Source organism: Streptomyces sp. HUAS TT11, from assembly GCF_051553595.1.
Lineage (GTDB): Bacteria > Actinomycetota > Actinomycetes > Streptomycetales > Streptomycetaceae > Streptomyces.
Genome location: NZ_CP196184.1, coordinates 7,958,714 through 7,985,619, shown reverse-complemented (window position 1 = coordinate 7,985,619; position 26,906 = coordinate 7,958,714). Strand labels below are relative to the sequence as shown.

The window sequence follows — 26,906 nt, the reverse complement described above, 5'->3', positions numbered from 1 at the left end:
ATGAGCACGACGGGACGAGGAACGCCGGCGCAGTCCGCGACAGCCGACCGAGAGATCGTGATCTCCCGGGCCATCAGTGCCCCACGGGAGCTGGTGTTCGAGGCGTTCACCGAGGTGCGGCACCTGTCGCGGTGGTGGGGACCGGAGGGGTTCACCACCACCACGCGGGCGTTCGAGTTCCGCGCCGGCGGGGAGTGGGACTTCGTGATGCACGGACCGGACGGGACGGACTACCAGGAGTGGATCACCTGGACCGAGATCACCCCGCCTGGGCGGATCGCGCTGCTCCACGGTGAGTCCCGTGACGATCCGAACGCCTTCGAGTCGGTCCTGACGTTCGCGCCCGACGGCGCGGCGACCCGGATCGAGATGCGCACGGTGTTCCCCACCAAGCAGCTGCGCGACGAGGCGGTCGAGAAGTACCACGCGATCGAGGGCGGCCGGCAGACCTTGGGCAACCTGGCTGCCTACGTCGCCGAAATCCTTCGGAAGGGAGGTGAGGACTGATGGCCGGGAAGGTGTTCTTCAGCGTGACGATGTCGCTGGACGGGTTCATCGCGCCCGAGGAGCGCAAGGACGACCCGGATGCGCAGCAGCGCTGGATGGCGCAGTGGACGGAACTGCAGCAGTGGGCATTCCCGCAGCGGTTCTTCCGGGAGAACCTGAAGCTCGGTGAGGGCGGAGAGGAAGGTCGTGACAACGACATCGCGCGGGAGACGTTCGAGCGCACCGGCGCGAGCGTGATGGGCAAGCGCATGTTCGACCTCGGCGAGCAGGCGTGGCCGGAGGAGGCGCCGTTCCACACTCCTGTCTTCGTCGTCACGCACGAGAAGCGTGACCCCTGGGAACGGCCGGGCGGGACCACCTTCCACTTCGTCAACGACGGCATCGAGCCCGCGCTCGACCGGGCCCGCGAGGCCGCCGGCGACCGGGACGTCCGCATCGCGGGCGGCGGCGCGACGATCCTGGAGTACGTGAACGCCGGCCTGGTCGACGAGTTCACGATCACGCTGTCACCCGTGCTGTTGGGGTCCGGAATCCGCCTGTTCGAGGGCGTGGACGCGGACCGCGTGGCCTTGGAGCAGGTCCGCGTGGAGCCCACGCAGCGGGTGACCCACCTGACCTGCACGGTCCACGAGCGGTAGCCGCACGGCACACACGAAGGAACACCTACCCGGTCGGTGACGCGGACAGCCGCCGGTGGGACGTCGAGTCCGCCCTGCTGGAATCGCCAGGAAGGGGCCGGAGGGGATCCCGGGGCACCGTCCGTTCGACACCCGTGGTGGTCCGTGCCCATGGTCGGGCCGTGCCCGTCCTGTCGGGATTCTCGGGCTGTTCGAAGGTGCCGGGGATCGTCAGGTGGACGGCACTCCATGGACGAGATGCAGCGAGCGGGTACGTCGGGGCGTGCTCAGCGCGGACGCGCAGGGCGTGGTGTCGCACGCCGGGGTCGGTCCGCTGCGGGAGCTGTCCGGGTACACGGGTCTGGTTGAGGGTGACACCGACCCTTTGCCCGGCAACTGCAAGGGCGTGCCGACCCATGGGCCGGGGGCGGGTGTTCAGCGATCTCGCCGTGGCAGTAGGCCGATGGCGCGGACGCGATCAGCGGCATCGGTGTGTTGACCGATCGCGAGGAGCTGTTCGGTCCGGTGGCCTCGCTGCCGATCATGTGGCGGGTCCTGGACCAGGCCGTCCGGTTCCGCGTGACAGCCATTTCCCGATTCCGGTCACCATCGGTCGGCCGGACGACAGGCCGGAAGCCGGGGCCCCCTTGTGGGGGTGCCGGCTTCCGGCCGTGCTTGGGCGAGTGCCCTTCGCCAGGCCGTCACCCGCCCGGCCCGAGGTGGGCGCCGGTACTGCGACAGCTTCCGATCGGCTCAGGCACCGAGGAACATCCTGCATGTTCCCGATCGTTCGAAGACCGCTCCAACGACCTCGGGCAGCTTCGTTCCCTTCGCCCGGGTGTAGGCCGGTCCGGCGTCCGGCGTGAACCCCGCGTCCACGACATCCGTCAGCACTTGGTCGGGCGTCTTCTCACCTGCGGAGGCGAGCCGGTTGTCCTGGACGAACGCCGGGACACCGGCGCACGGCATGGAGAACTGGACGTTGAACGGGTATCCGTCCAATGCCTTGAGGGCACCGTAAGCGATGTCCTCGGCCCCCTCGGGCAGGCGGACACCGTAGTCGGACAGGGCCTGGTCGAGGCTGACGTCGGCGGCGTCCGACGGAGACTCGTGCGGGAACGGCCCGGCATGCTCGGCGGAGTGCAGGCCGTCCGGATCACGGGCGGCCAGACCCCCGACCAGCAGCACGCCCGCGAACAACGCCGACATCCGGGCCAGGCGACGGAACACGATTTCTCCCAACCGATGTTGAACGTCTGATGGCCGACGGCATCGAAGTCATGAGCCGGCCCGACCGAGTTCAGATGGGCCATGTCGTTCTGCCGCAGCGGCTTGAAGGGCCCCACACCGATGGCCTTCCCGCGGCGCGCGAAGCTCAGGCGTTCCACCACTCATCGGTGGCACAGGCGACTTCGTAGTGCCACCACCCATCCTCTTGGCCCCGGGTCAGGAGCGCCTTGATCCCGTGGAAGTCGCCTCCGGCCGGTGCGTTGTAGGCCACCATCGGGAAGTCTTGGCTGAAGACCTCGCCACCGAGCCCGAATCTCGAAAGACACTGATGAAGTGCCTGAGGGCTTCGTCCCAACGGGCCGGAAGGAAGGGGCACTACGCGAATCGTGCAGTTGCCGGAGGCGCTGACCCGCCCCACGGCCCAGTGAAGCCCTTCCGAGTCAGTCCGGAACCGTACAACGTCACCCTCGGCCACCCCATCCTGAAGAAAGGGCACGTTCTGCAGACGAGCCGTGTCAGCGCTGAGCATCGTAGCCCAAAGGCCCTCGGTATCCTGCGGAAACCACCCCTCGCGAGGAACGAACCGGAACCAGACCTTGATCTTCTCGACCGTGCCCTCCATGCCGGGCATCATGCGCCACCCGCCAACGGCACGCCGCATCGGGCCTGAGCTGGGCGATCAAACTGCGCTGTCACCAGAGGGCCAGTAGTCGAGCCTTCAATGGCGCGTGGTCAAGGTTCGCTGTCACCGGACGCCCATCAGCGGGATCACGATCTGCAGCAGGCACACCGAGGCGCTTGGCTGTGTTCGTTGAACTCTTCGCGCTCGTCGTCTGCGGCCTCGTCGACCAAGTCCAGCAGGTGCCGCCGGCCCGGGGCGGAGCTGTTCTGCCGTTCGGGGTGGAAGCCGACTCGGGCTCGCGGATGCGGCCTGGACCGGTCGAAGCACGAGCACATGTCCACCCTGCGGGACCCGCTCACACCTGGGGCCCCACCTGAAGTGTCGCCCCAACGGTTCACGTGGAGCCTGGGCTCTTCTTCGTCCGTCACGGCGCCACGATACGGAGCTTGCCTTGAAGCGTCACAGTGATGACGCGGGTTCGGGGTGCCTCGCCGGCCGGGCAGCCGGGGCCTCGGCGGCCAGGGCTCCCCCGCGCCCAACGGTGGACCACCACGCCACCGCCGTGAACGGCCGTGCCGTCATGCCGACGGCCCCTCCGGATGAACAGCAACACGTTCATCCGGAGGGGCCGTCGGCGGCGGTCCTGCGTCACGAAGGTTCAGCGTGATCCTGCCGCACCCGCATGGGGTGCGGCAGGTCCGTCGGTCACGTCGTGCGCTGCGCCCGAGGGATCCACAGGGGCTCCGCCCAATCCGTCAACGCCGACCAGAGTCCGGCGCCGCCGACGAGGCCGGCTCCGTTGTAGCCGTGGCCCCGTGTGCCGGGGAGCCAATGGCCGGATCCGCCGTCACCGCCGTCTCCGCCGTGACCTCCGGCCGCGGTCGGCCGGTGATCGCGGTCCGTGCGCTGGAACCCGACCGTGTAGGTCCGGGTGACCGAACCGTTGGCCGAGGTCACCTTGATGGTGCGGGTGGTGAACCGGGACCCGGTCGACGAGAGGACCGAACTGCCCTCGGTGACCTTCACCCGTGCGCCGGACTGGGCCGGTACGGCGGTGACGGCCGGGATCCCCTTGTTCTTCGGCCAGTCGACGACATACGTCGACACGTCCGGATCGAACCCGTCGATCGCGACGCCTCCGACGGTGATCGCCTCGGCGTCGGCGACACTGGCCTTCGTGGCGTCCGAGTGGTTCGTCACCTTCACGGACCCGTCGGCGCCCACGACCACCTTCGCCGCCATCGCCGCCGCCAGGTTGATCCGCTGCCAGCTCGCCTCGCCGTCCGCGGTGAGGTCGAGCGGGTAGCCCGAGTCCGTCGCGGTCTGCTCGAGGACCTGCGTGCGCTGCTCGGCCGTCAGGTTCGGGAAGGCCGTGGTCAGGAGCGCCGCCGCGTCGGACGGTGTCTTGAGGGTCTGCCCGGACTTGCCCACCTGGGGGAAGCCGTAGGTCAGGCGCTGCGTGTACAGGTCGACGTCCTGCGTCGTGCTCAGTCCGGCGTAGGGGTCGCCCGCGCAGGCCGCGAGTGTGTCGCCGTAGCCCTCCTTCTCACAACTGGCCAGCAGCACGTTCTCCATCTCGGTGTGGGCCTGCATCAGCAGCTTCGCGAAGTCGGGGTCCGCCCACCGGTGCGCCACGGTGGCCTGGCCGGTGATGCGGCCGCCCATGACGTCGAGCGGGTAGTGGAACCCGAGGACGATGCGGTTGTTCCCGTACTCCGAGGTGCGCGCCAGGATCGACGGTGCCAGCTCCGGCAGGAGCGTGGCGAGGATGGTCCCCGCCTCGTAGCCGCCGTAGGTGTGGCCGCTCGGGTACGAGCCGCTGGTGGTGAGGCTGCCGTACGAGCCGTCCTGCGACTCGTAGATGTCACCGCCGTCGCCGACGAACCCGAGCCGCACGTACGGACGCAGGTAGCCGAAGTGGTCCTTCGCCGCTCCACCCTTGTCGAGGCCCTGCGTGACACGGGAGAACAGCGCGCCGGTCTTGGGCAGTCGGCCGCCGTTCAGGGCGTCGAGGTAGATCGTGCCGAGCCGCGACCCGAGGCCGTCGGCCATGGTGACGGTGGAGCTGTTCGTCGCGTCGACCTCGGCCCGGTCCACCTCCTTCTGCGTCGCCGCGTTGTTGATGCGCACGGCGATCCGGTCGTTCTCGGCGGTGAGCGGTGTACCGAAGGGCACCTTGGTGTTGGCGCCGAGGATGCCGGAGCCGAGGTCACCGATGCCGTTGAGCAAACCGTAGAAGTAGTCCGTCCCGTCGCCGGACCCCGGCCACGTGTCCGAGGCGTAGTTCGCCTTGAGCGTCTCGTCCGGGAAGGGGGACGGCTCGTACGCCGGGTCGGAGGCGTCCGCCGAGGCCGTCGCCGAGACGGGTGCCGGCGCGGTCGCCGGAGAGTCGTCCGAGGTGCCGGCCAGGGTGACCGCGGTGACGGTGGCCGTGTGCGCCTTGGCCTTGCCCGTGGTCGTGAGCAGTGCCGTGTCGGCCGTCGCGGGAAGGTGCGCGGTGGTTCCGTCACCGAGGGCCACGGTGTAGCCGATGATCGGGAATCCGCCGTCGCCGGCGGCGCGCCAGGTCACCCGGACCTGCTTGCCGTCGGTGATCACACCCGTCACGGTGGGCGTCTGCGGCCTGCCGCCGTCGGCCACCACGGGTGCCGTGGCGGCGCTCGGGCGGGAGGCACCGAACGTGTTCACCGACTGAACGCGTGCCGTGTACGACCTGCCGGATCGCAGCCAGGTGAACGTGGTGCTCCGGCTGTCCGGATCGTCGATCTCGACCTGGTGGCCGTCGTCGAGGGTGATCTTGTAGCCGGTGACCGGAGAGCCGCCGTCGTCCTTGGGTGCGGACCAGGCGACCGTCACGCTCGTGCGGGACGACGTCGCCGACACCGCGTCGGGCGCGGCCGGCACCGTCTTGGGCTTCGTGGTGAGCGCGGACACCGCATGGCGAAGGGCGTCGTACCGTGCGGTGAGGGTCGCGTCCGTGGACGTGTCGTCCCCGACCGCGGTCTTCGCCGCGGCGAGTGCCTCGGTGAACGCCTTCCATGACGCGTCCGTGTAGCGGTCGTTGTCGAGGGCCGACGCGGTCGCGACCAGGTCCTCCAGCTTCAGCCTCGGCAGGGGGATCAGCTGGTTGGCGGCGAGGGTGAGGCTGCGCGTCTGTGCGTCGACTTCGGACTGCGTCACATCGTCGGCGTCGACCAGGGCGCGTGCGGCCGCGAGTTCGCGCACGTACACACCGAAGTCGATCGCGTTGTAGCGCTGCGCGTCGCCGGAGAGTCCCTCGTACTGGTCGATCGCCTTCCGCAGGGCGGACTTGTCCGTGACGGCGGGCGTGTCGACGTGGTTGAAGGTGATCCGGCCCAGGTTCGCGACGTACGGGTGCGAGGAGTCCGGGTTCGTCGTCAGCCGCAGGTAGACGGTGTGCGAGCCGGTGATCGCCTTGGGCAGCGTCAGGCTCGTCGTCCCTCCGGACGACCACGCGGCTCCCGTGACCGGCAGCGGCACGGTCGCGTACGGCGTTCCGGGGTTGGCCGCGTCGAAGGAGTCCAGGTAGAGCTGGACGGCGGAACCGGTGCCGCAGCGCGCGGAGTTGTTGACGTACGTGATCGTGACGGTGCTCTTCGGGGAGCTGCCGAAGTCGATGTCCCCGTAGTTGAGCCAGGCTCCGTTGTACGTGCCGCCGAGGTCGGTGGCGGAGCCTGCGCCGGTCCACCCGACCGGCTCGCTCTTGAGCCCGCCGCCGCTGTTGGAGCGGAACGCGGTGGCGTCGAAGCCCACGGGGGCGTCGGCGTCCTGCGCCAGGGTCAGCGAGTAGATGTTGCCCACGTAGGGCTGGGTGCCGGTCTGCGTGCTGGAGACGAAGGCCGCATACACGTCCTGGACGCCGGTGAAGACGCTCGGGTCGAGTTGCACGGTCGTGGTGGCGATGGTTCCCCAGCCCGAACCGCTGTACTCGAGGGGGATGTCGACGCGCTTGGGTCCGTCCTTCGAACCGAGGTGCAGTTCGATGTGCGAGTCCGACGCCGCACGCGACTGGGGCTTGTCATAGCGGACGGTGACGATGTCAGCGCCGTCGCGGAGGTTCGTGTCCTTCCACTGCGCCCACGCGCCGTTCGTCACGTTCTCGAAGATGCCGTTCGAGAGGTTGAGCGGCAGCGAGCCGTTGCCGGTCGTGGTGCTGTTCACCGCGGTCAGCGTGGCGAGCGTGGTCGACGGCGACGAGGAGACCTCGTTCGGCGAGAACTGGTACCAGTCGAAGTTCGACACCCACTGCTGTCCGGACGGGGCGTGGAACACGAACGTCGCGCTCTTCGCACTCAGCAGGGCGTCCGGGTCGGTGATGGCCGCCTGCACCGTGGTGTAGTACTGCCAGCCGCCGGTTCCGGGGAGCGAGGCGGTGCCGACGACGGGGCCGTCCGCGGCGCCCGCGTGGATGTCGACGCTGCTCGGCTTGGCGTTCGTCGGCTGCGAGTTCGCGTAGCGGACCGAGATGCTCCGCGGGGCGACCCCGCCGAAGTCCAGCTTGCTGTACCGCTCCCACGCTCCCTCGGTGACACCGCCGAGGTCGCCGTCCGAGTAGTACGCCTCCTTCACCAGGCTGGGGCCCTCCATCTGGTCGGGGGCCTCGGCCTGCAGGACGGCGTAGCCGCCCTCGTCGATGGTGAGCGCGTCGATCGCGGAGTGCAGCGCATCGTCGGCTGCCATGATCGTGCCCGTCGCGGAGGTGGTGTCCGCGAGGACGGTACGAGCGCGTTCGAGCGCCGCCCTGAACAGATTCCAGGAGCCGTCGGAGTAGTTGCCGCTGCGCACCAGGGATGCCTGGTCGACCAGTGTGCCGAGGGCCCCTCGCTGCACCGCGGCGGCGGAGATGAGCAGCGGGTCGGTCGGGGATATCCCGGTGCCGCTCACCGTCGCGGCCCGCACACCGTGGGCGAAGGCCGCGTCGCGGAACGTGATGCCGAAGCGTGCGTCGACGTCAGTGGTGCCGGTGAGGGACAGCGTCGCCGTCCGCTTGTCGCTGACGCGGAGGTCCGCGGTGACACCCTTCGGCAGGCCGGTCACGGTCGCCGCGCCGGTCTTGGTGAGGCTGGTTCCCTTGTGGGCGGCGAACGACGCCGGTCCTGACAGGGTGAGCTTCACGCTGCCGTCGACGGTGCCGTCCGCGGTGGTCTCGACGGTGTCCGGGCGGGCGGACACGACGGTGTCGCCCTTGTCCGTGCCTGCGCCGCCGTCACCCGTGTCACCCGAGTCGCTGTCCAGCGAGTACGCGGGCTCGGTGTGAGCGCCCCACTGGGAGGGCTTGGAACCCATGGTGAAGTCCAGGGTTCCGCCGGCGATGATCTGCGCGTAGTCGAGCCACGTGTTGTCGAACCGCTTGCCGTTGAGGGTCGCACTCTGCACGTAGTAGTTGCTCGGCGACACCCCGTCGGCCTTCACCGTGAACCGGGTGCCGTTGGCGTAGGTGATCGTCGTGGAGTCGAAGAACGGGCTGCCGATCTGGAACTGGCTGGAGCCGGCGGTCACCGGGAACAGGCCCAGCGCGGCGCCGACGAACATGGTCGACATGGTGCCGGCGTCGTTGTCCATGGTCGGCAGGAAGCCGTTCGGGGACAGCTTGTAGACCTGGGTCTTGACGGGCGGGGTGAACTGGCCGCCGGAGCTGGGGGCTTCGTTCGTGGAGCCCGTCGCGATGTAGCGATTCCAGGTCGTGCCGGTGTAGATCGACCGCACCCACTTCTGCGTCAGGCTCGGCTCACCGACGTAGTTGAAGAGGTAGGGGGCCTGCAGGTCGATCTCGTTCGCGTTGGAGTGCAGCATGGTCGAGCCGTCGTCGACGTTCGAGTCCTCGCCGAACATGTGCTCGATCGCGGCCTTGCCGGCCTTCTCGCCGCCCATGGCCTTGATGAGGCCGCCCATGTCGTACGCGTCGTACCAGTGGTACTGCCAGAGCGTGCCCTGGTAGAGGCCGGCCGCCTCGAACTTCTCGTAGTCGGCGCTCTGCCAGTCGCCGCCCGCGGCACGCGGGGTGAGCAGACCCACCTTGGTGCCGTCGGCCGCGGTCCAGGCGCCGGACTTCACGAGGTTGTCGATCGCCATCGTCGACTGGGCCCGCAGCTTCTTCGCGTCGTCCTTCTTGCCGAGCGCCTCGGCGATGACGGAGAGCGCCCACTGGTCGTAGCCGCGCTGGACGGTCGTACCGGGATCACTCGCGACATATCCCTGCCGCAGCTGCGCGCCCGTGTAGAAGCCGCTGTAGGACAGCAGCGCCGGGTACGCCTCGTCGAGCCGGTCGAAGTTCTTGTAGCCCTTCGACAGCGCGTCGGCCACCAGCACGGCCGAGCGCTCCCAGCGCACGGTCGGGACCGAGTGGGTGAGGCTGCCGAGGCTCTTGCCGGAGGTGTGCACGTCGGCGAAGAGCTCGATCAGCGACTGCATCATGTCTCGGTAGGTGGCCGGGTCGATGTAGGCCTCGACGGAGTACTTGCGGAAGTCGTCCCAGGTGGACCAGCCGTCGTAGTACGTGAAGCCGTTCGCCTTGTGCACCGCTCCGTCCGCGCCGCGGTACGTTCCGCTGGTGCTGGTGGCGTTCACCGGCAGCGCGTACATGCGGTACAGGTGCGTGTAGAACTCCTTGGTGAGCGTCGACCCGGGGTCGGACTTCGCCGAGGAGTGCACGTCGACCGCGCCGAGCGCGCTGTTCCAGTCCGCCTTGGACTGCGCGCGCGCCTGGTCGAAGGTGAGGTGGCCCACCTCGTTGCGCTGGTCGGTCGCGGCCTGCTCCGCGCTGATCGGAGACAGCGTGATACGCAGTTCGATGTCGTTCCCGGCGGACTTGTCGAACCCGAGCACGGCCCCGGTGTCGGACCCGTCCTGCGTGGTCGCGTCGCTCAGCTTGCCGTCGTTGCCCCAGCTCTTCAGAGAGGTCACGGGGACGTTCGTGGTGGCGTTGTAGTACAGCTTGTACGAGGCGCCGTTGAACGAACCCGCGATCAGTCCGGCGATCGAAGTGGTCCCGTCCGGGAGCGTCGTCGCCTTCATGGTCGAGCGCGTACGGCTGGTGAAGTTGTTCGCGAGGTCGAGGACGAGCTCGGGGTTCGACCCGGCGGGGAAGCTGTACCGCTCCAGCGCCGTGCGCGTCGTCGCGGTCATCTCGGCCTTGATGGTGCCGGAGTCCTGCTTCACCGACGACGCGGTTCCGGAGATCGCCCCGAGGCCCACCTGGTACGAACCGGGCGTCGCGCTCTCGTCGTCGTGGCTGTACGCGTGGGCGTATGTGCCGGCGGCGGGGCGGCTGTCGTACTGCACGGACGTCGGGACGACCAGCAGGTCACCACCGCCTCCCGAGCCGCCGACGCCGTCGAGGTTCGTCGCGGTGAACCCGGCGATGTGGTCCTCGTTGTAGTCGTACCCGGTGTGGTTGCGGTTCGGCGTGGTCAGCGGGTTGACCTTGGCCAGACCGTGCGGCGCCTGGGCGCCCGGCAGGTCGTTGCCGTCGTCGCCGGCCGTCGACACGAACGGGTCGACGAGCTTGGTGTAGTCCGTGCCGCCGGATGTCCCTGCGGACCCTGCGGACGTGGTCGCGGCGGGCAGTGCTGCGGCCGCGCCGCCCCCCGCCAGCGCGGCGATCCCGAGCGCTCCTGTCAGCAGCGCGGCCAACGCCGCGCGCAGTGGCCGGCGATGCCGGTGGGCGGGTCTCGGAAGGATCCCGCGGGGCAAGGGGGGATGAGATCTGATGGGCACGTAACCTCTCCAGCGTCGCGATACGCACGCACGGTCCGGCCTCACCAGAAGACAACGTTGTCAGCCCGGCCGCCGGGCGTGCAACCCAGACTGAGTCGGCAGTGGACACACGGGATCGCACCCGCCGCGTTCACAACCGTCCGCCATGACACATGGAGAAGGCGTACAGCGGGCTAACAGCGATCGTACAGTTCGTGCGCGCGGGGCGCCGTAAGGACGACGTACCGGCTTTGCGTACGGCGGGACTTCGCCTTCGGCGCGGCTCCGTGCGTACGGGAGGTACCCGGTGTGCAGGTCACCCCGGCGCCGGGGGTTCGGAGTTCGCCGACGTTTTCCCACTGGTGCGAACCACTGTCGACCGCGCCGCACGGCAGGGCTACGGCCCGCACTGTCCGGTCATGTGCCGATAAGTACAGGCGTGTTGCGGGCTGAACCTCATCCGTGTGTGGATCCGCGTCTGTCGTTCAACCGGGTTCCCCGCAAGGCGGACTTCGACTCGGATGCGACGGGCAATCGAGTCTGTCCGACGGTTGAGTCCGACGCTGTGCCTTCAGGGCAGTTCCGACACCTCGCGTCGACGGCGGTTCACCGCCCGCCGGTCGCCCCGTCCCCCATGTCGCGGAGCGCCGCCCGGCGTCGAGCACGGAGGCCCCGCCGAAGCGCAACGAAACATCAAGGGCGCACGACCCCCACCGTGCCGACCACCGAACACGCTCGAACGTCGTGTCGACCCACCGATGCTCCGTCAGGCACCGGGTGGGCGCGGACGGTTGTGTTCGCGATGTTCGCGATGTTCGCGATGTTCGCGATGTTCGCGATGTTCGCGATGTTCGCGATGTTCGCGATGTTCGCGGTGTTCGCGGTGTTCGCGGTGTTCGCGGTGTTCGCGGTGGCAGCGCGGCGCGAACACCCTGACGCCAGGCTGCCGTTCCATGTCTTCCGAACGAACATTCCGCTAACATGTTCGAACTCGCGACGATCACCCGATCGCCCCTCGCCGACAGAACATGCCGTCCAGCACGAAGTGAATTAATCGACCAACATCTAACAAATCGGCCCATCATTGATATCGATAGCATCGCGGGTGTTTTCGCGAATAAGACGCGGAATTAGCTTCTCCGCATGGCGTCAACCACGGGCAATACTGTGGGCCGCGGCGGGTGTGACGACACTCGGGTTCCTCGTCGCACTGGAAATTACCGCACGTCACTACGGTTTGCCCGGTCCGATCACCCAGCAGGTGCAAGAGGTGGTGGTCCCGCCCAAGTCAGGCTTCCTGCTGTACGCCAGTCTGGCCTTGATGATGGTGGTACTCCCCCGGCGGCAGCGGTTCCTCGCGGCAGGTATCGCGATCGGCATCGACGTCGTCTTCATTCTCGTGCGGTGGGCGGCCCACATCAGGGTGACTCAGGGACACCCCTTCGGGAACGGCGCATTGTGGGTGATCCTGGGCTGTGCCGTCCTTGCTGTGACCCGCCGTACCGGCCAGGAACGCATGTTGCTCTTGAAGGGGGTCGGGCTGGCCCTGTTGCTGGTGGCGGGTCGCAAGACCGGTGACACCTGGCTGCTCATCACATCGAAGACCCGATCGATGGTGCTCGACCAGTACGTGGCAACCGCCGATCACGCGCTGGGCAACCCCTCGTGGCTGGTGGGCCGGATGGTCAGGTCCACCGGCACGATCGGCGCCCATGCTCTCAACATCGTCTACGGTCAGCTTGCGGTGGCCGCGGTCGTCGTGGCCCTTTACCAGCTGCGCAACGTCGCGACCGAACGCCGCTTCCCGGACCATCATCTGGTGCGCACATTCCTGGTCATCGGCCTCCTCGGGCCCAGCATCTACATGCTGTTCCCGGTGGTCGGACCGGTCTTCGCCTTCGGCGCCGACGGCGGGAGCTGGGCGCTGGGCGACCTGTGGCCGAACACCCCGACGCCGGTCAATGCACCGCACCTGATGCCCTTCGACGGAATCACTCCGCGCAACTGCATGCCCAGTCTGCACACCGCGTGGGCTACCACGATCTTCATTCACTCCCGTCGGGGTCCACGCGTTCTGCGCATCGCCGGTACGTTCTGGCTCGTCGCCACGCTCGGCGCAACGCTGGGATTCGGCTTCCACTACGGCGCGGACATCGTTGCCGGCGTGGTTTTTGCGTACACGATCGAGGCGGGTCTGCGCTCGCTCGCACGCGGCTGGGACCGGCCCGGAATCCAACTGGTCGCTCACGGCACAGCGGTCTTCGCTGCACTGCTGCTGTCATATCGCTATCTGCCGGTGAAGATGGCCGACCACCCATGGGTGTTCGGACCGCTTCTCATTCTGGCGATGACCTCAGTGGTGCACGGTTATCTCCGGACCACCAGACTGTGGGAACCGAAAGCCGCACTGGCGCGGCAACCGAAACCACAACCCGGACTGGTCTGAGCTTGTCCTGTAAGCACTGCGACGGTGCTTTCGGACTGCTGAGAAGCTTTCACGGGCTGCGCCTCGCTGTTTGTAGTGCCTGAGGCGATCTCGGTGTCGGCGACTGCGGCGCCATGCCGACCGCTGAACGATGTGATCGCCCGGGGTGGGGTGGCGGTCGGTGAGCCGAGCGATCAGGCGCCGGATCTCGGCGAGGCTGAGGTGGATGAGCTGGGAGGATCCGTTTCTGCGTTGTCCGTGTCGAGCTGGCGGGCGCGCAGAACGGTCAGGGCAGGCGTGGGCAGCCATGGCCAGGGTCATGTGGCGGCGCCGGCTGGGACAGCGGCGCACTTGATGGTCGTCGAGGCCGCATTCCTGCTGCGCCCTCTGGAAGCACTCCTCGACCAACCGTCGGCTGCCGCGATGCGGATCAGCCCGTCCTGGTGATGTCGGCGGGACGGTAGACAATGTAGTAGGAAATCTCCTCGGGCCTGCTGACGCTGCGCCGGGCGATCCCCCCGTGCCGGCGGTCCTGCTCCAGGCCGCAGCAACCGTGCGCGTCCGGCGGGACGGCTCCGACGGCGACCAGTTGCGCTCCACGCCGACCACGGCTGGGACCACGCGCATCCACTGGCCCAAGCCCTGGGAACACCCCCGTCGTCGCCCGTCGCGGCACCGACCGCGACTCAGGTCCGGGTGTCACCGGTGGGTGGTCGAACAGAGCTTCGCGCTTTTGCACTCGTTCCGTCGGTTACGACGTACAAACTTGATCGCATCCTGGACACGCTGGGAGGATGCCGCATCATCCCTGCCTCGGAGGTCCATGGTGAACATCGATCTGTCCTACGTATTGCAACCGGACGAGCTCATACACGCCCGCCTCAGGATGGCCCGGCGAAGACGCATCATCGTGTGGGCCGTCGCAATCGTGTTTCTGGTACTCGGCCTTGCCCTGACGCTGGGGCGCGGTGACGACGGCCCGGATTCCACTGGCTTCCTCTGCATAGGCGTCGGGGTGCTGTACGTCCTGCTGCTGACACTCGGCACAAGGATGGGAGTGAAGAAGCAAGCCTCTCGCCTGTGCAAGCCCACGCAAGTGCTTCTGACCGCGGATCGGTTCACGATCGAAACGGATCTTGAGCGTGGTGAATTCAAGTGGGCTGCCATCATCAAGATCCGAGAGACAAGCGAAGCCTTCCTACTTCACCCGTCAGCGCGACTCTTCATCGTGCTCCCCAAGCGCGCGTTCACCCCCGAGCAGCTGACTGAGTTCTCGGCATTCGTCGCTGGTCGGGGTGCGGTGACCCCCAACGGCGCGCCGGTTGTTCAGGAGCGCGTGTCTCACTGACGGGCAACCCGCCTACGACTCGTGATCATCGCGGCGGGGTGATCGCGGTATGCATGGCGCCGACGGGCTGTTCGAGGTCGAGCCGGTCTGGAAGAAGCGGCCGATGGGTCCTGCGACAGCGGTGGACAAGACGTTCCGGGCGTTCGATCCGCACCAGGTTCTGCTGCCACCGTCTCTGAGCGACTGGCTGCCCCAGGACCACCTCGCCCGGTTCGTCGCCGCCCTGGTCGACGACGTGCTGGCCCTGGTGCCGGTCCTGGCCGGCTACACCGACAAGCGCGGCTGCCATCCCGGTCGGCACCCTGCGTTCGCGGCCCTCGCGCGCCCGGAGCCGGTCGGCCAAGTCGAGTGCCGCACCAGGGTGTGAGGCCAGGGTGGAACCGTGCGGTGCTCGCGGAGAGACACAGAGCGAGGCCGCGTTCGCGGCGCTCCTTCCGCAGGAGGAAACCCGATGATCGCCGACAACCCGCACGGCATCGGCCCGGCCGAGCGTGAGCCGGAAGAACTGTCGGCGACTTCCGCCCCTTGGGACCTCTCGCCGAGCCGTCATCTCCGCTACAAGGAAGTTCTGATGCACAAGTCCGACCAGTACCGCGTCGCCGACACCCGAACGGCGACGGCACAGCCCCTACATCGGCTGCTCCGTCCCGCGATGGTTCTCCCTGTGGTAGCTGCACTGACCGGCGTGCTGGTCGTCACCGCGTCCGGCAACGACCACACCTCCGCCTCAAGGCGGGCCGCCTCCGCGGCCGAGTCTGCCATGGGCAACAGCGCGTCCGCCTCCCTGGACCGGATCTCCGCCGCGGCCATGTCACGGGACGTGAAGCCGGTGAAGGACAACCAGTTGGTGTATGCCGAGAGCCTGATCGGCGAGAACACGGGCGCCTTCGGCGGCCCGGTCGGGCTCGGGGCGCTGCACACGTACGAAGTGTGGACCGTGCAGGGCTCCACGCCCACATCCACGACGGGCTGGATCCGTGAAACGGGCAAGGACGCGGTGATACCCGGCGAGCGGATCCCGATTGTCGCCACCACGCTCGTGCGTGCCGGCCTGGACCACCCCACCTACAAGTGGCTGGACACACTGCCCACGAATCCCGAGGACCTGCGCACACTGCTCTACGCACAGACCGAGCCGTGGGGCAGCCTTTCGGAGGACGAGACCGTGTTCAGGAACGTCGGTGAGCTGCTGGGCTCGACGATCATGCCGCCCGCCACCGCCTCGGCTCTGTACAAGGTCGTCGAGAGGATCCCCGGAGTCACCGTGATACCCGACACGGTCGACGCTGCAGGCCGTCACGGCATCGGCATCACCCGCAAGGACCCTGGATCCGCCACCCGCGACGAGTGGATCTTCAACAAGAACACCCTCGCCTATCTCGGCTCACGCTCATACATGACCGCGGACAAGCGGACGGGCGTCACCGCCGACACGTTGTACGGCATCAACGCCGTCATGGAGCGCGGGGTCGTCGACAGCCCCGGCGAGGTCCCCGCGAGCACCGAGGGCTGACCCGGACGCGGTATCGGCAGGCGCCCGCACTCCAGAACGGGCGCCTGTCGCGTACGGCAGCGAGCAACCAGGCGACTGCTCCTCCGGCTGACCACGCCCGGCGCTGTGAGCGCACTCGCGGCCTGGCCCCTGGCACGCGTGCGACTGAACAAGCGGGCTACAGCGGGCAACCACGCGCGCCGGCAGGGACCCGGGCTTCGCGCCCGCCTCGCCCCTTGGAAAGGCTCAAGAGGGACGAAGCGTCGATGTGACCCAGTGTCGCGCCAGGTGATCGGCGGCCGATATGAGGCGAGGGATGTCTCGGCACTGCTATGGCAGTGGCCCCCTCGGTTTCGGATCCCGGCCCGGGGCTCAGCGGCGGCCGCCGCGAACACAGGGGCTGCCACGACAATGAGCCGGGCACGGCTGTGGGCAGGGCTATGGCGGTGGCGGGCAGGCGGGGGCTTCAACGGTCGGGGGTGGCACTGCTCCGCGATCAGGTTCGGGACATCGGCAAGGCGGTCGTGGACATCGCCGAGGACCTGGGTCGCCTGCTCGCCGAGCAGTTCGGCGGTCTGCCGCGCCACGACAGCGGACGACGGCCGGTGGCCCGTGTCTTTGGCGAGGCACGCAGTCACCAGGCTGAGCAAGTCGTCCGGGGCGCCGTCGAGGTGCGGCTCTTCGCTGAGGACCCACCAGAGGCGATTGCCGAACTCACAACCCTGCTCGCTCCCGGTTGCAGCTGCCGCTGAGCCGCGTTTCTTGATCCTTCTCGGTGGCGACGGCGAAGGCGGAGAGGAGTGTCGCGGCGGCGAGGCTGCCCCAGAGGGCGGCCGGCCCGTGGGGTGCGACCGTGGTGATGACCGCGGGAGAGACAGCGAGGCCGAAGCCCGTGGAGAGCTGGAAGCGAGCAAGGGCGCGTCCCATGACATGGGCCGGGGCGAGTGCGGTGACGAGCGCGGTGGCGCTGCCGGCGTAGATGATCTCGCCGATCGTGCAGACCACGGACACCATGGCGATGGCCGGGGTGCTCCAGCCGTGTCCCAGTGAGGTGGCCGCGAGGAAGCCGAGGTAGGACGCGGTCAGCACCACGCCGGAGAGGGCCAGCACGGTCCGCCGGGAGAAGCGGGACATGAGGACGGTGACCGGCACCTGCAGGGTGACGACCAGCACCGTGTTGGCCACGAAGACGGCTGCCGGCCACACCGGGGACGCGTGAAGCTGCGTCACCAGGACCAGAGGGAGCGCGATCTCGGGGACGTTGAGGCAGAAGACGTAGATCACATTGGCGGCGAGTAGCGCGAGCATCCGGGGTGCGGGCTCGTCGTCCCGGTCCTTGGCCGGTGCGGCCTCCGCTGGATGTGCGTGTACGTGGACCGACCACGCCAAGGCGGCTGCGGCGAGGTAGGCGAGCGCAGTGACAGCTGCCGGCGCCCGCAGTGCGGTGGTGCCGCCCGCCAGGCATGCGGTGGCGAGGAGTGCACCGACACCCAGGGCGGCGTTGCGCAGGGCGCGGGCCCCTGCGAGGGCGGTGTCGCGTTCGCGGCCGTGGGCGACCGTGGCCACAAGCGCGGCGTGGGCGGTCGGCCATGCCTGGTTGCCGATGCCGAGGAAGAGTGCCGCCGTCGCGAAAAGCCAGACGTGCCCCGCCGGGGCGGCCAGCAGCAGCGCCACGCCCAGCACCCGCACCAGCATCGACGCCGCCACGACCGTGCTGCGTGCGCCGCGGTCCAGCCAGCGGCCCACTGCGGGCATGCACACCAGACCCGTGACGATGCCGACCGTCATGGCGGTGCCGGTGACCGGAGCGGACAGCCTCAGTACCGTCACGCCGTAGAGCAGGAGAAAGGGCCGCAGCAGGCCGGTGCCCAACGCGTCCACGGCCAGGGCGACGGCATAGCGGGGGCCTCCTGAGGCGCGGACGAGGACGCGGGGCTGAACTCTGGTGATGGTTGCCATGGCGTCAGACGGTGCGTTCGGCCGCTGGGGCAGGGCACGTCGGTTGACGCACATCGTCAATCGACGCCGTCGCCGGGGTGTCGGGGCGGTGATGATGGGGGGATGACGCTGAGGATCGACATCGGCGGTCTACCGTCCGAGCGAGTACGGTTCGCCGCCTCCCCGCTTGCCGAGCTGACCGCGATGCTGCACGTGCTGGCCGAACCCGGTCACCATCCGCAGTTCGCCGGCTGGGCCGCGGACGTATGGGCCGGGCTGCGGCCGGAGCTGGCCGAGCGGCTCAGGGAGGCGGACTTCCTCTGGCGTTCCTCACAGGCCGACTTCCTGATCCCCGCGCGGCCCCGGCCGACCCTCGCAGAGGAGCTGGACGATGTGGACCGGATCGACGACGAGACGTATGTGACCGCCGCGCTCGTCACCACGTGCGGCAGCAACCGGGTCCATTTCCCCGGGGCGTCGCCGCTCACCGACACGACGGCGCGCGAGCGGGCCCTGGACGTGGCCCAGGCCCGCGGCGCGCTGCAGGAGGCCTTCGCGGAACGGCTGCTCGCGGACCCTGCAGCGATGCGAGCGCGGGTGCGCCACACCCTCGAAGAATGCGCCGAAGCCTTCTTCGACAGCGCCTGGGCGGACGTCGCGGTGCAGCTCGCCACCGATCTGCGACTGAAGAACGAACTGCTCAGGCGCCATGGCGTCGAGGCGGCACTCGCCTCGGTCTCCGGCGCGGTCACCCTGGCACCGGACGGCGACTGCATCATCGTGGACAAGGTGCAGGACAAGGCCACCGCCGCCCGTGGCGCCGGGGTCACCTTCATTCCCAGCGTCTTCGGCCGCCCGCACCTGGTCGCGGTCCACGCGCCCAGGTGGCATCCGGTGGTGCAGTACCCCGTCGCCGAGCCGAGTCCGACCGAGCCGGTCTCTCTGGAGACGGTCACACTCCGGCTGGAGGCGCTCGCGCATCCGGTACGGCTGCGGCTGCTGCGCACTCTGGCCCGCGGCCCGCACACCACCGGCGAGCTGGCCCACTTCTGGGAACTCTCATCCCCGGAGGTGTCCCGCCACCTTGCCGTCCTGCGCCGTGCGGGGCTGCTCACGGCTCGGCGGCACGGTCGTTACGTCCGTTACTCCCTCAATCTGCCCGACCTGGCGGCGCTGGGCACCGACCTGCTGTCGGCCGTACTGCGCTGAGTGGCTTCCGTCCATCAGAATGCGGGCGACCACCGCCTTCGCACATCGTCCGACTGGGCAGGCCGCCGAACCGCACTGGTACGACTCCCTGTTGGCCTCGTGCAGCAGGCGGTCGGGCCGTGTGCAGCCGGCGTCTGGCTCTAGGCAGTGGTGACGCCAACGGCAGATGGAAGCAGCATTGCCCTGCACTCACTCCTCGATGCCGAGCTCCTCGTCGGCCCAGAAGACGTCTGCAAGCTGGATCAACTCGGCCGACCCGGCAGCCCTGGGCCGTCTCGGGGCCGTCAAAGGGCACTCAACGACGACCAATGCCGACAACCTTCGACAGCTAAGTCGCAGGTCGCAGCATTGATCGATTACGTGCAGGTCAGCGAGCCTGCCCGTCACTTCTTCGACCACTGACCGCGGGCTCTACCGTTTGCCACGATCAATGGGACTCCCCCGACCCATCGTGCAACGGGGCCCTACGGTTGGGGCACCATGACCGACATGGACCTTCAGGGGATAGGTGCGGTGTCCGCAGCCGCAGTAGCGCTCATCGGGATTCCCGCCAGCGTGCTCATCGGCCGATGGCAGATGAAGGCCGCCTTGCGCACGGCGGAGGCCACCCACGAGGCGGGATTGGCTCAAGCAAGGTCTGCATACCGTGCAGCGTTGGACGCTGTTCGCGCCGAGGCGAACGCTGCTCACCTGCAGTGGCGCCGTGGCATCCAACGGGAGGCCTACGCCTCATTCCTCCTTGCAGCGAATCGCGTAAAGGAGCTGGGCGAGCGATTCGTCATGGACAACGGGGGAGATCTATCAGCGGAGAGCATCAGGGCCGGAAAGGCCGCTATTGACAATGCTCTCACGACCCTTAAGGCGGCTCAAACGATCATCGAACTGGAAGGTCCTGATGACGTAGCTGCCCCTGCTGCGGGGATGACTGACGCAGCTGAGACGATGGCCTATAACTTCGGCAAGCAGGCCATCTACGAGCGAGCGTGGGGCAAACTTGACCGAATAATGAATGATCAATCGCAGAGCGTGAGAGCTCCTGCCGTGGAACTCATGCAGGCGCTGGCTGCCTTGGGCGGTCTCCGCTCTACTGATTCCTCGGGACCCGATGAGCTGGGTATGCCGGATACTCCTGAAACCCGAGCGACGGTGCGGTCCTGCCAGGCGGCCCGGAGCGCGCTGTCACCTCATGCTCTGGACAACGAGAAGTTCGAAGCCCTGCTGGAAAGCTGGCAGTCTCGTCCTCCAACAGCTAGCAGGTCACACCTCGACGCCGCTGACCAATTCAGTGAGGCAGAAGCACGCTTCGTCCGTGCTGCCAAGATCGAACTGCATGGCTAACAGAATGGCGCTCGCGGGCTGACCTACAGAGATCCCGGCTCGCCGTCGGCGACGAACCGCGCCAAGGATCGCTCCAGCAGTTCTAGAAACTGCCGCAGGTCATCTGCCACCTTGCCGAGCTCCGGTTCATCCAGCGACGCCGTACTTGTCCGATGAACCGACCCGTCAGGGCCCGCGATGTAGAACAGGCCGCCACCGTTCGAGCCGATGACCAGACCGTGGACCCTCTGATCCGCGCCCACGTCGACAACGCCGTACTCCTGGAGTAGCAGAAGGACGTCACTTGCCGGGTCGAGGAAGTAGCCGTTGCCGACGTCCGCCCAGGTGACGTCGCCGATGCTGTCGTAGAAGGTGACCAGGTCGGCCGGGATGAGGCTCGCTTGGGCAAGCGCGCGAGCCGCGATTTGATCGTCGCGGTTAGCCGACCGAACCTCGTTAGCGCCTGGGGGAAAGCCGTGCCGACGCTCGAACTCGCCTGTCATTGCCGTGAGGGTCTCGGAGACTCTGTCTGTCCACGAGGCCAGCCAGGCGGGTGAAAGCGAATGGTCACTCATGAGGCCGGATCATGGCATGACCCTGGACATCGATAGGCGACCAGCAGCCTTACATCCCGACATCGGCGCAGTGCCCTGAGTTGTCGATGGGTGAGGAGGCAGCAGGCGAGTTTCAGGAATGCTTCGTGGATGTCGGCTCGTCGTTCCCACCGTGGCGTCGCTGTTGTCCCGCCAGGGCGTCAACGTCAGAGACGGTCGGAGGTCGGACCGGTGCCAAGTTCAGCGGCCGCTTGACCGCGGTCACGGCGGGCCTCGGAAGACGTGCGGGTGTGCCATGACCGCGGGTCGTCGGTGGAGATCATCCCGTCCTCGGCCACCCACGCTGGTCCAAGCCGGGTGCTCGGTCGGCGGACGCGCCCGGTGGTTTCCGGGCGGCGATGGTCTCGCGGAGCCGTGCCTGCGCTTCGGCGGGGGCACCCGCGGTCACCAGTGCCTCTGCTGTGGCCCCGGCGACCGGTGCTACGTCCAGGACCCGGGGAAGGGCCAGCGGTGCCTCGGCGGCCAGGCGGGCGCCGATGTGGTCCCGCAGCAGCTGGTGGTCGTTCTGGAGGGTGCCGCCGCCGAGGACCACCGGGGTCGTGGTGCGCAGCAGACGCAGTCGGCGCAGCAGGGCCGTCACCATGGTGGCGATCTCGTCCCCGAGGCGTTCCACGATGCCGCGCGCCACCGTGTCCCCGTTCTCGGCGGCCGCGAAGACCAGCGGTGCCAGGGCGTGCAGGGCGGTGACCTGGATCTCCCCGGCGCTGACGGCCAGCGCGACGGCTTCCACGCTGTCGAGCCCGAAGTGCACCGGCAGTTCCCGGCGCAGCCGGGTCGCCGGTCCCCGCCCGTCGCCCGCGCGGACCGCGGCGCCCAGACCGGCTCGGGCCACCGCGAGTCCGCCGCCCCAGTCCCCGGTGATGTCCCCGAGGGAGAGGAACCGGGCCGAGCGGCCGCCCGGATGGACGGCGGCGGCGTTGATGCCGGCGCCGGACACCACCGCGACCCCCCAGCCGTCCGGGGCGCCGGCCCGCAGGACGGCGAGGGTGTCGTTGTGCACGACGGTCCGCTCGGCCACACCCAGCCGTGTCAGCTGCCGCTGGGCCAGCCGTTCCTGGGCCCGCCGGTCGACGTTGGCGAGGAAGTATGCGCCGGCCGTCACCGGAGCGGTCTCGGGCAAGCCCGCCTGCGCCAGCGCCTGTCGGCCGAGGCGGGCGAGTCGTTCGGTGGTGGCCTCCATGCCCTCCGTGTGCGGTCGGGTGCCCGCGCCACGTACCCAGGACAGCAGTCGCCCCTGGGTGTCCGCGAGGACGAGGTCGGTCTTGGAGTTCCCGCCGTCGACGCCCACCACGAGGTCAGGCATCGGCCGCCTCGCTCGCGAAGAACCGGGGCAGATGGCGGCGGTTGGCCTCCATCAGGGCGTCGAGCAGGGTGTTGGCAACTCCCCATTCGCGTACCAGCGGGTTGGCCATGAGGGCCCGCCGTGCCACCGTGGGGTCGCCGGTCAGGGCCGCCTTCACGGTGAGGGTCTCGTAGGCGGTGACTGCCTGGACGAGGCCCAGCATCTCGGGTGGCAGCGGCGGTACGGGCACAGGATGGGGCCCTGCCGTGTCGACGTCGGCGGCCACTTCGACCACCGCTTCGTCCGGCAGGCCGGCCAGTAGCCCGTCGTTGCGGATGTTGACGTAGTGATGGGCGCCGTCGCCGGTGAGCAGGCTGGTGACCAGGGCGGCGGCGGCTTCACTGTAGTAGGCCCCGCCCCGCTGCTCCAGCAGGTCGGGCTTGCTGTCGAGGGTCGGGTCCGCGTAGAGCGTGAGCAGTTCCTTCTCGATGGCGAGGACCTGCTGGGCGCGGTGGGCGCCGGCCTTTTGGGTCCGGATCTCCTCCTGTGTGCAGTAGAAGTAGTGGAGGTAGTAGGAGGGGATGGCGCCGAGGTCGCGCAGTGCGCCTGCGGGGACCCGGACTTGTGCGGCGAGTTCGTCGAGTGTCTCGCCTGTCAGCAGATCCGGCAGCCGGTCCAGGCCGTCCACGGTGACCGAGCGGATCCAGGACAGATGGTTGAGGCCGGCGTGGCCGAGGCGTACCCGGTCGGGGTCGGTGCCCAGCAGGGCGGCCAACTGCCGTTGGAACTTGATCGCCACGTTGCACAGGCCGACGGCACGGTGGCCTGCGTCCAGCAGGGCGCGGGTGACGATGCCGACCGGGTTGGTGAAGTCGACGATCCATGCGTCGGGTTGGGCCCGGCGCCGTACCTCCTCGGCGATGTCGAGTACCACCGGCACCGTGCGCAGGGCCTTGGCGAAGCCTCCGGGGCCGGTGGTCTCCTGGCCGAGCAGGCCGAATTCGTTCGGCAGGGTCTCGTCGACCAGCCGGGCCGCCTGGCCGCCCACGCGCAGCTGGACGAGGACTGCGGCGGCGCCGTCCACCGCTTGGGGCAGGGCGGTCGTGGTGGTCAGTCGGCCGGGGAAGCCGTGCCGGGCGAGGATGCGGCGGGCCAGGCCGCCGATGACGTCCAGGCGTTCGGCGTCGATGTCGTGCAGGACGAGTTCGTCGACCGGCAGCACGTCGGCGCGCCGGGCGAAGCCCTCGATCAGTTCGGGTGTGTAGGTGCTGCCACCGCCGACAACGGTGATTTTCACTCGTGCTCCCAGGAGAGATATGCGGGTCAGCCCTTGACGCCGGTCAGCGCGATGCCCTCGACGAAGACCTTCTGGGCCAGGAAGAACAGCACCAGGACCGGCAGCAGGAAGAGCAGCGAGGCCGCCATCTGCAGCTGGTAGGCGTTCTGGTGCCCGTTCTTGGCGAGCTGGCTGAGGGCGACGGCGAGGGTCTGCCCGGTGTCGCTGTTGCCCGTGTAGAGCAGCGGGTTGTAGAAGTCGTTCCACGCGTAGAGGAAGGCGAACAGGCCGACCGCCGCGATGGCCGGGCGGGCCATCGGAATCAGCACCCGCCACAGGATGCGCAGTTCGCCCGCACCGTCCACCCGGGCCGCCTCGGTGAATTCGTCCGGGATCGTGAGGAAGAACTGGCGCAGCAGGAAGATGCTGAACGCGTCGCCGAAGAAGGACGGCACGATGAGCGGCTTGAGTGTGCCCACCCAGCCGGCGTGTGCGTACATGACGTACAGAGGCAGGCTGGTGACTTGGGCCGGGATCATCATTGCGGCCAGGACGACCAGGAAGACCGCCTCCCGGCCGCGCCACCGCAGCCGGGCCAGTGCGTAGGCCACGGGCACCGAGGAGACGACGACCCCGACGGTGGAAAGTCCGGCGTACAGCATGGTGTTGAGCAGGTCGCGGCCGAACGGCATCGCATGGAAGACCTCGCCGAAGTTTCCGAACTCCCAGGGCGAGGGCCACAGGGAGCCGGTGCCGGCCTGGTGCTGGGTCATGAACGCGGTGAGCACGCAGACGGTCAGCGGCAGCAGGAAGCACAGTGCGACGGCGATGGCGGGAGCGTGCTCGGCGACCACGTACAGCGCACGGCGCCCGGGACGCCGCTTGGTCAGTTGAAGAGTGCTCATCGGCCACCGCCCGAGTAGTGCACGAAGCGGCGCGATGCACGGATGAACACCACGGTCGCCGCGAAGATGATGAGGAACAGCAGCCAGGCCATGGCCGAGGCGTAGCCGGTCTTGAAGTACCCGAAGCCCTGCCGGTACAGCTCGGTCGAGTAGAAGAGCAGGGAGTTGGCGGGGTAGCCGATCAGGTCGTTGCTGGACGAGGTGGCGTTCGCGGAGCTGGAGGCGACGAACGCCTCGGTGAAGTACTGGAAGGTGTAGATCATCCCGGTGAGCAGGGCGAAGAAGATGACCGGGGAGATCGCCGGGAGGGTGACGCTGCGGAACTTCTGCAGGGTGCCCGCGCCGTCGAGTTCGGCCGCCTCGTACAGCTCGCGGGGCACGTCGAGCATGGCGGCGGAGAAGATGACCATCACGTTGCCGCTCGCCCACAGGGCCATCAGGACAAGGCTGGGCTTGGACCAGGCGGGGTCGGAGAACCATCCGGGTCCGTCGACGCCGAAGACGTCCAGCAGCCGGTTGAGCGGGCCGACCGGGTTGAGCAGAACGATGAACGACAGGGCCGCGGCCACGACCGGCACCATCGACGGCAGGAAGAACAGCGTGCGGTACACGGCCCGGCCGCGCTTGACCCGGATGATCACCCAGGCGGTGAACATGGCCCAGGCGGTGCGCAGCGGCACCATGACGAGGACCATCCACAGGGTGTTGCGCACGGACACCCAGAAGGTGTCGGACTGGGTGAACAGGGCGCGGTAGTTGCGCAGTCCGACGAACTGGACCGGCCGGTAGGAGCCGGCCTGGAAGTCGGTGAGCGAGTAGTAGAGCGTGGCGGCCACCGGGTACAGCACGAAGACGCAGAACCCGATGATGAACGGGGACAGGAAGGCCAGTACGAGCCACCAGCGGGCCCGGCTCGGTCGGCGCCGCCCGCCCCGGGCGGTGCGCTGGTGCGCCGTGCCCGGGGCGTCGCCGACGGGGGCGAGAACGGTCGTCATCGCTACTGCCCGTTCTCGGAGTTGAGGTCGTCGATCTTCTTGCCGACCTCGGCGAGACCGCTCGCCACGTCCTTCACCTTGCCCTGCTCGTAGTCGAGCAGGAACACCCGCCAGGCGTCCAGGTCCTCGATGCCGGCCGGGGTGAGCGTCTTGTAGGAGGAGTGCTTGTTCTCGAAGATGTCGACGAACGGCTTCCAATGCGGGTCGTCACGCTTGTCCCAGGCCTTGAGCGCGGCGAACGTGGTCGGGACGTTGTAGACGGTGTCGGCGAGGGTGTTGAGGAACGTGGTGTCGGTGGTGAGCTGCTGGAGCGCGAAGAACGCCTCCTGCTTGTGCTGCGAGCCGGCCGACAGGTAGGCGACGGTGCCGAGCGTGCTGCCCGCGCCGTAGGTGCCCGACGAGCCGTCCAGGACCGGCATCGGCACCACGCCGTAGTCGAAGTCCTTCTTCTCCGAGGCGATCTCGCCGACGTGCCACTCGCCGTCGAGCTCCATGGCGGCGGCGCCGGTCAGCAGCGGGTTGCCGGCGTCGTCGGCGTGCGGCTGGTAACGGCCGACGAACTTCTGGACGTTCGCCTCACCGTAGTGGTCGATCAACTCCTGGTCCCACTTGAGCAGTTGCTGCCACTTGGGGTCGGAGGCGAAGGTGGTCTTCCCGTTGCCGTCGTAGAACTCGGTGCCGCTGTGCGCGCCGGTGAAGAGGTACCGGTTGACGTCGTAATCGGAGCGCGGCACGAAGCCGTAGGTCTTGATGGAGCCGTCGGAGTTCTTGACCGTCAGTTTCTTGGCGTCGGCGGTCAGTTCGGCGAGTGTCTTCGGCGGCTCGGTGATGCCGGCCGCCTTGAACATCTGCTTGTTGTAGTAGAGCGCGAAGGCATCGGTCAGCAGCGGCAGCGCGCACTGCTTGCCCTGGTAGCGGGTGTAGGCCAGGGTCGCGGCCGGGAAGGTCTTCGCTGCGTCGATCTTGGCCGAGGTCAGGTAGGGGCCGACGTCGGCGACCGTGCCGTTGTAACAGAACTTCCCCACGTTGTCGGGCACGGAGCTGATGAAGACGTCGGGCGGATCACCCGCGGCGACGGCCTTGGCGTAGGCGGCGTCGTCCTTGTTGGGCACGAACTTCACGGTCAGCCATGGGTACTTGGTGTGCAGCTGGTTCAGTGTCGCCTTGAACGCGGCCACTTCGTTGGGGAGGTGGTTGAACGTCCATACGGTGACCGTGGTGGCCGCGTGCGAGGCGCCGGCGGATATGGCGGATTCGGGCTGGGAGGCGGAGGGCCCGGTGGAGGTGCAGCCTGCCAGCAGCAGGACTCCGGCGGCCGTGGCGGCCGCGGCCCCGGTGATAGGTTTGAACACTGATCGTCCTTCCTCGGAGACGGGATTTCCTGGGTGACGGATCGGTCGTCGGTCGACGGGC

At 68.4% G+C, this 26,906-nt stretch carries 19 protein-coding genes and 3 pseudogenes; 10 read left to right on the top strand and 12 right to left on the bottom strand.

Annotated features, from left to right (window positions below; translation table 11 throughout):
• Positions 1–507 carry an SRPBCC family protein gene (locus ACSHXN_RS35865; protein WP_355130245.1) on the top strand — a complete coding sequence of 169 codons (507 nt, stop codon included), beginning with the start codon at positions 1–3 and terminating at the stop codon, positions 505–507.
• Positions 507–1,145 carry a dihydrofolate reductase family protein gene (locus tag ACSHXN_RS35860; protein ID WP_355130247.1) on the top strand — a complete coding sequence of 213 codons (639 nt, stop codon included), beginning with the start codon at positions 507–509 and terminating at the stop codon, positions 1,143–1,145. Before ACSHXN_RS35865 ends, ACSHXN_RS35860 begins: the two co-directional genes overlap by 1 nt.
• A 732-nt stretch (positions 1,146–1,877) precedes the next feature.
• On the opposite strand, the gene ACSHXN_RS35855 is transcribed toward ACSHXN_RS35860, so the two are convergent.
• The 3 genes from ACSHXN_RS35855 to ACSHXN_RS35845 form a co-directional block, all read right to left on the bottom strand.
• Positions 1,878–2,354 (bottom strand): hypothetical protein, encoded by a 477-nt coding sequence (locus ACSHXN_RS35855; RefSeq protein WP_438305138.1) that lies wholly within the window; start codon positions 2,352–2,354, stop codon positions 1,878–1,880.
• Between the two features lie 145 nt (positions 2,355–2,499).
• On the bottom strand, positions 2,500–2,976 hold the full coding sequence (locus ACSHXN_RS35850) for a DUF4265 domain-containing protein (protein WP_438305136.1): 477 nt from the start codon (positions 2,974–2,976) through the stop codon (positions 2,500–2,502).
• A 705-nt stretch (positions 2,977–3,681) separates the two neighbouring features.
• Entirely contained in the window at positions 3,682–10,713 is a 7,032-nt protein-coding gene (locus ACSHXN_RS35845) for a glycoside hydrolase domain-containing protein (protein WP_438305134.1), read from the bottom strand.
• A gap of 694 nt (positions 10,714–11,407) precedes the next feature.
• Between ACSHXN_RS35845 and ACSHXN_RS35840 the strand changes: the two genes are divergently transcribed.
• Together ACSHXN_RS35840 and ACSHXN_RS35835 are read left to right on the top strand one after the other, a co-directional pair.
• A complete protein-coding gene (locus ACSHXN_RS35840) occupies positions 11,408–11,746 on the top strand; it encodes a hypothetical protein (protein ID WP_438305132.1) in 339 nt (112 codons plus the stop codon).
• A 129-nt stretch (positions 11,747–11,875) separates the two neighbouring features.
• Positions 11,876–13,138, top strand: coding sequence for a phosphatase PAP2 family protein (locus ACSHXN_RS35835; RefSeq protein ID WP_355130257.1), 1,263 nt, complete (start codon positions 11,876–11,878; stop codon positions 13,136–13,138).
• Positions 13,139–13,311: 173 nt separating this feature from the next.
• On the opposite strand, the pseudogene ACSHXN_RS35830 reads toward ACSHXN_RS35835, so the two are convergent.
• Positions 13,312–13,652, bottom strand: a pseudogene (locus tag ACSHXN_RS35830) (IS701 family transposase); the annotation flags it as partial.
• A gap of 288 nt (positions 13,653–13,940) precedes the next feature.
• On the opposite strand from ACSHXN_RS35830, the gene ACSHXN_RS35825 reads away from it, so the two are divergent.
• The 4 genes and pseudogenes from ACSHXN_RS35825 to ACSHXN_RS35810 all read left to right on the top strand — a co-directional run bounded on the left by ACSHXN_RS35825 (position 13,941) and on the right by ACSHXN_RS35810 (position 16,709).
• Entirely contained in the window at positions 13,941–14,465 is a 525-nt protein-coding gene (locus ACSHXN_RS35825) for a YcxB family protein (RefSeq protein ID WP_355130261.1), read from the top strand.
• A gap of 121 nt (positions 14,466–14,586) precedes the next feature.
• Positions 14,587–14,757: pseudogene (locus ACSHXN_RS35820) on the top strand (IS5/IS1182 family transposase); the annotation flags it as partial.
• 159 nt (positions 14,758–14,916) lie between these two features.
• Positions 14,917–15,978, top strand: a complete 1,062-nt coding sequence (locus ACSHXN_RS35815; RefSeq protein ID WP_438305130.1) for a CU044_5270 family protein — start codon at positions 14,917–14,919, stop codon at positions 15,976–15,978.
• Positions 15,979–16,436: 458 nt separating this feature from the next.
• Positions 16,437–16,709, top strand: coding sequence for a hypothetical protein (locus ACSHXN_RS35810; protein WP_355130265.1), 273 nt, complete (start codon positions 16,437–16,439; stop codon positions 16,707–16,709).
• Here ACSHXN_RS35810 and ACSHXN_RS35805 read toward each other — a convergent pair.
• A complete protein-coding gene (locus ACSHXN_RS35805; protein WP_438305128.1) occupies positions 16,672–17,916 on the bottom strand; it encodes an MFS transporter in 1,245 nt (414 codons plus the stop codon). The genes ACSHXN_RS35810 and ACSHXN_RS35805 overlap by 38 nt on opposite strands.
• Before the next feature lie 102 nt (positions 17,917–18,018).
• On the opposite strand from ACSHXN_RS35805, the gene ACSHXN_RS35800 reads away from it, so the two are divergent.
• Positions 18,019–19,104, top strand: a complete 1,086-nt coding sequence (locus ACSHXN_RS35800; RefSeq protein ID WP_438305126.1) for a DUF5937 family protein — start codon at positions 18,019–18,021, stop codon at positions 19,102–19,104.
• Between the two features lie 480 nt (positions 19,105–19,584).
• Positions 19,585–20,442, top strand: a complete 858-nt coding sequence (locus ACSHXN_RS35795) for a hypothetical protein (protein WP_438305125.1) — start codon at positions 19,585–19,587, stop codon at positions 20,440–20,442.
• A 23-nt stretch (positions 20,443–20,465) separates the two neighbouring features.
• On the opposite strand, the gene ACSHXN_RS35790 is transcribed toward ACSHXN_RS35795, so the two are convergent.
• The 7 genes and pseudogenes from ACSHXN_RS35790 to ACSHXN_RS35760 all read right to left on the bottom strand — a co-directional run bounded on the left by ACSHXN_RS35790 (position 20,466) and on the right by ACSHXN_RS35760 (position 26,845).
• Positions 20,466–20,924: an SMI1/KNR4 family protein gene (locus ACSHXN_RS35790; protein WP_438305123.1), complete on the bottom strand. Its 459-nt coding sequence runs from the start codon at positions 20,922–20,924 to the stop codon at positions 20,466–20,468.
• Between the two features lie 137 nt (positions 20,925–21,061).
• Positions 21,062–21,148, bottom strand: a pseudogene (locus tag ACSHXN_RS35785) (IS5/IS1182 family transposase); the annotation flags it as partial.
• Between the two features lie 146 nt (positions 21,149–21,294).
• Positions 21,295–22,338: an N-acetylglucosamine kinase gene (locus tag ACSHXN_RS35780; protein ID WP_438305121.1), complete on the bottom strand. Its 1,044-nt coding sequence runs from the start codon at positions 22,336–22,338 to the stop codon at positions 21,295–21,297.
• On the bottom strand, positions 22,331–23,614 hold the full coding sequence (locus tag ACSHXN_RS35775; RefSeq protein WP_356108769.1) for a 6-phospho-beta-glucosidase: 1,284 nt from the start codon (positions 23,612–23,614) through the stop codon (positions 22,331–22,333). The genes ACSHXN_RS35780 and ACSHXN_RS35775 overlap by 8 nt, the downstream gene beginning before the upstream one ends.
• 26 nt (positions 23,615–23,640) lie before the next feature.
• Positions 23,641–24,498 (bottom strand): carbohydrate ABC transporter permease, encoded by an 858-nt coding sequence (locus ACSHXN_RS35770; RefSeq protein ID WP_356292256.1) that lies wholly within the window; start codon positions 24,496–24,498, stop codon positions 23,641–23,643.
• Positions 24,495–25,493: a carbohydrate ABC transporter permease gene (locus ACSHXN_RS35765; protein WP_355130281.1), complete on the bottom strand. Its 999-nt coding sequence runs from the start codon at positions 25,491–25,493 to the stop codon at positions 24,495–24,497. The genes ACSHXN_RS35770 and ACSHXN_RS35765 overlap by 4 nt, the downstream gene beginning before the upstream one ends.
• A 2-nt stretch (positions 25,494–25,495) precedes the next feature.
• Positions 25,496–26,845, bottom strand: a complete 1,350-nt coding sequence (locus tag ACSHXN_RS35760; protein ID WP_438305118.1) for an ABC transporter substrate-binding protein — start codon at positions 26,843–26,845, stop codon at positions 25,496–25,498.
• Positions 26,846–26,906 lie beyond the last annotated feature (61 nt).

What these genes read in the sequence shown, in the direction of transcription:
- ACSHXN_RS35790 (WP_438305123.1), bottom strand. Translation starts at nt 20,924, where the DNA reads ATGACAGGCGAGTTCGAGCGTCGGCACGGCTTTCCCCCAGGCGCTAAC.
- ACSHXN_RS35860 (WP_355130247.1), top strand. Translation starts at nt 507, where the DNA reads ATGGCCGGGAAGGTGTTCTTCAGCGTGACGATGTCGCTGGACGGGTTC.
- ACSHXN_RS35765 (WP_355130281.1), bottom strand. Translation starts at nt 25,493, where the DNA reads ATGACGACCGTTCTCGCCCCCGTCGGCGACGCCCCGGGCACGGCGCAC.
- ACSHXN_RS35805 (WP_438305128.1), bottom strand. Translation starts at nt 17,916, where the DNA reads ATGGCAACCATCACCAGAGTTCAGCCCCGCGTCCTCGTCCGCGCCTCA.
- ACSHXN_RS35850 (WP_438305136.1), bottom strand. Translation starts at nt 2,976, where the DNA reads ATGGAGGGCACGGTCGAGAAGATCAAGGTCTGGTTCCGGTTCGTTCCT.
- ACSHXN_RS35825 (WP_355130261.1), top strand. Translation starts at nt 13,941, where the DNA reads ATGGTGAACATCGATCTGTCCTACGTATTGCAACCGGACGAGCTCATA.
- ACSHXN_RS35795 (WP_438305125.1), top strand. Translation starts at nt 19,585, where the DNA reads ATGACCGACATGGACCTTCAGGGGATAGGTGCGGTGTCCGCAGCCGCA.
- ACSHXN_RS35770 (WP_356292256.1), bottom strand. Translation starts at nt 24,498, where the DNA reads ATGAGCACTCTTCAACTGACCAAGCGGCGTCCCGGGCGCCGTGCGCTG.
- ACSHXN_RS35815 (WP_438305130.1), top strand. Translation starts at nt 14,917, where the DNA reads ATGATCGCCGACAACCCGCACGGCATCGGCCCGGCCGAGCGTGAGCCG.
- ACSHXN_RS35800 (WP_438305126.1), top strand. Translation starts at nt 18,019, where the DNA reads ATGACGCTGAGGATCGACATCGGCGGTCTACCGTCCGAGCGAGTACGG.
- ACSHXN_RS35865 (WP_355130245.1), top strand. Translation starts at nt 1, where the DNA reads ATGAGCACGACGGGACGAGGAACGCCGGCGCAGTCCGCGACAGCCGAC.
- ACSHXN_RS35780 (WP_438305121.1), bottom strand. Translation starts at nt 22,338, where the DNA reads ATGCCTGACCTCGTGGTGGGCGTCGACGGCGGGAACTCCAAGACCGAC.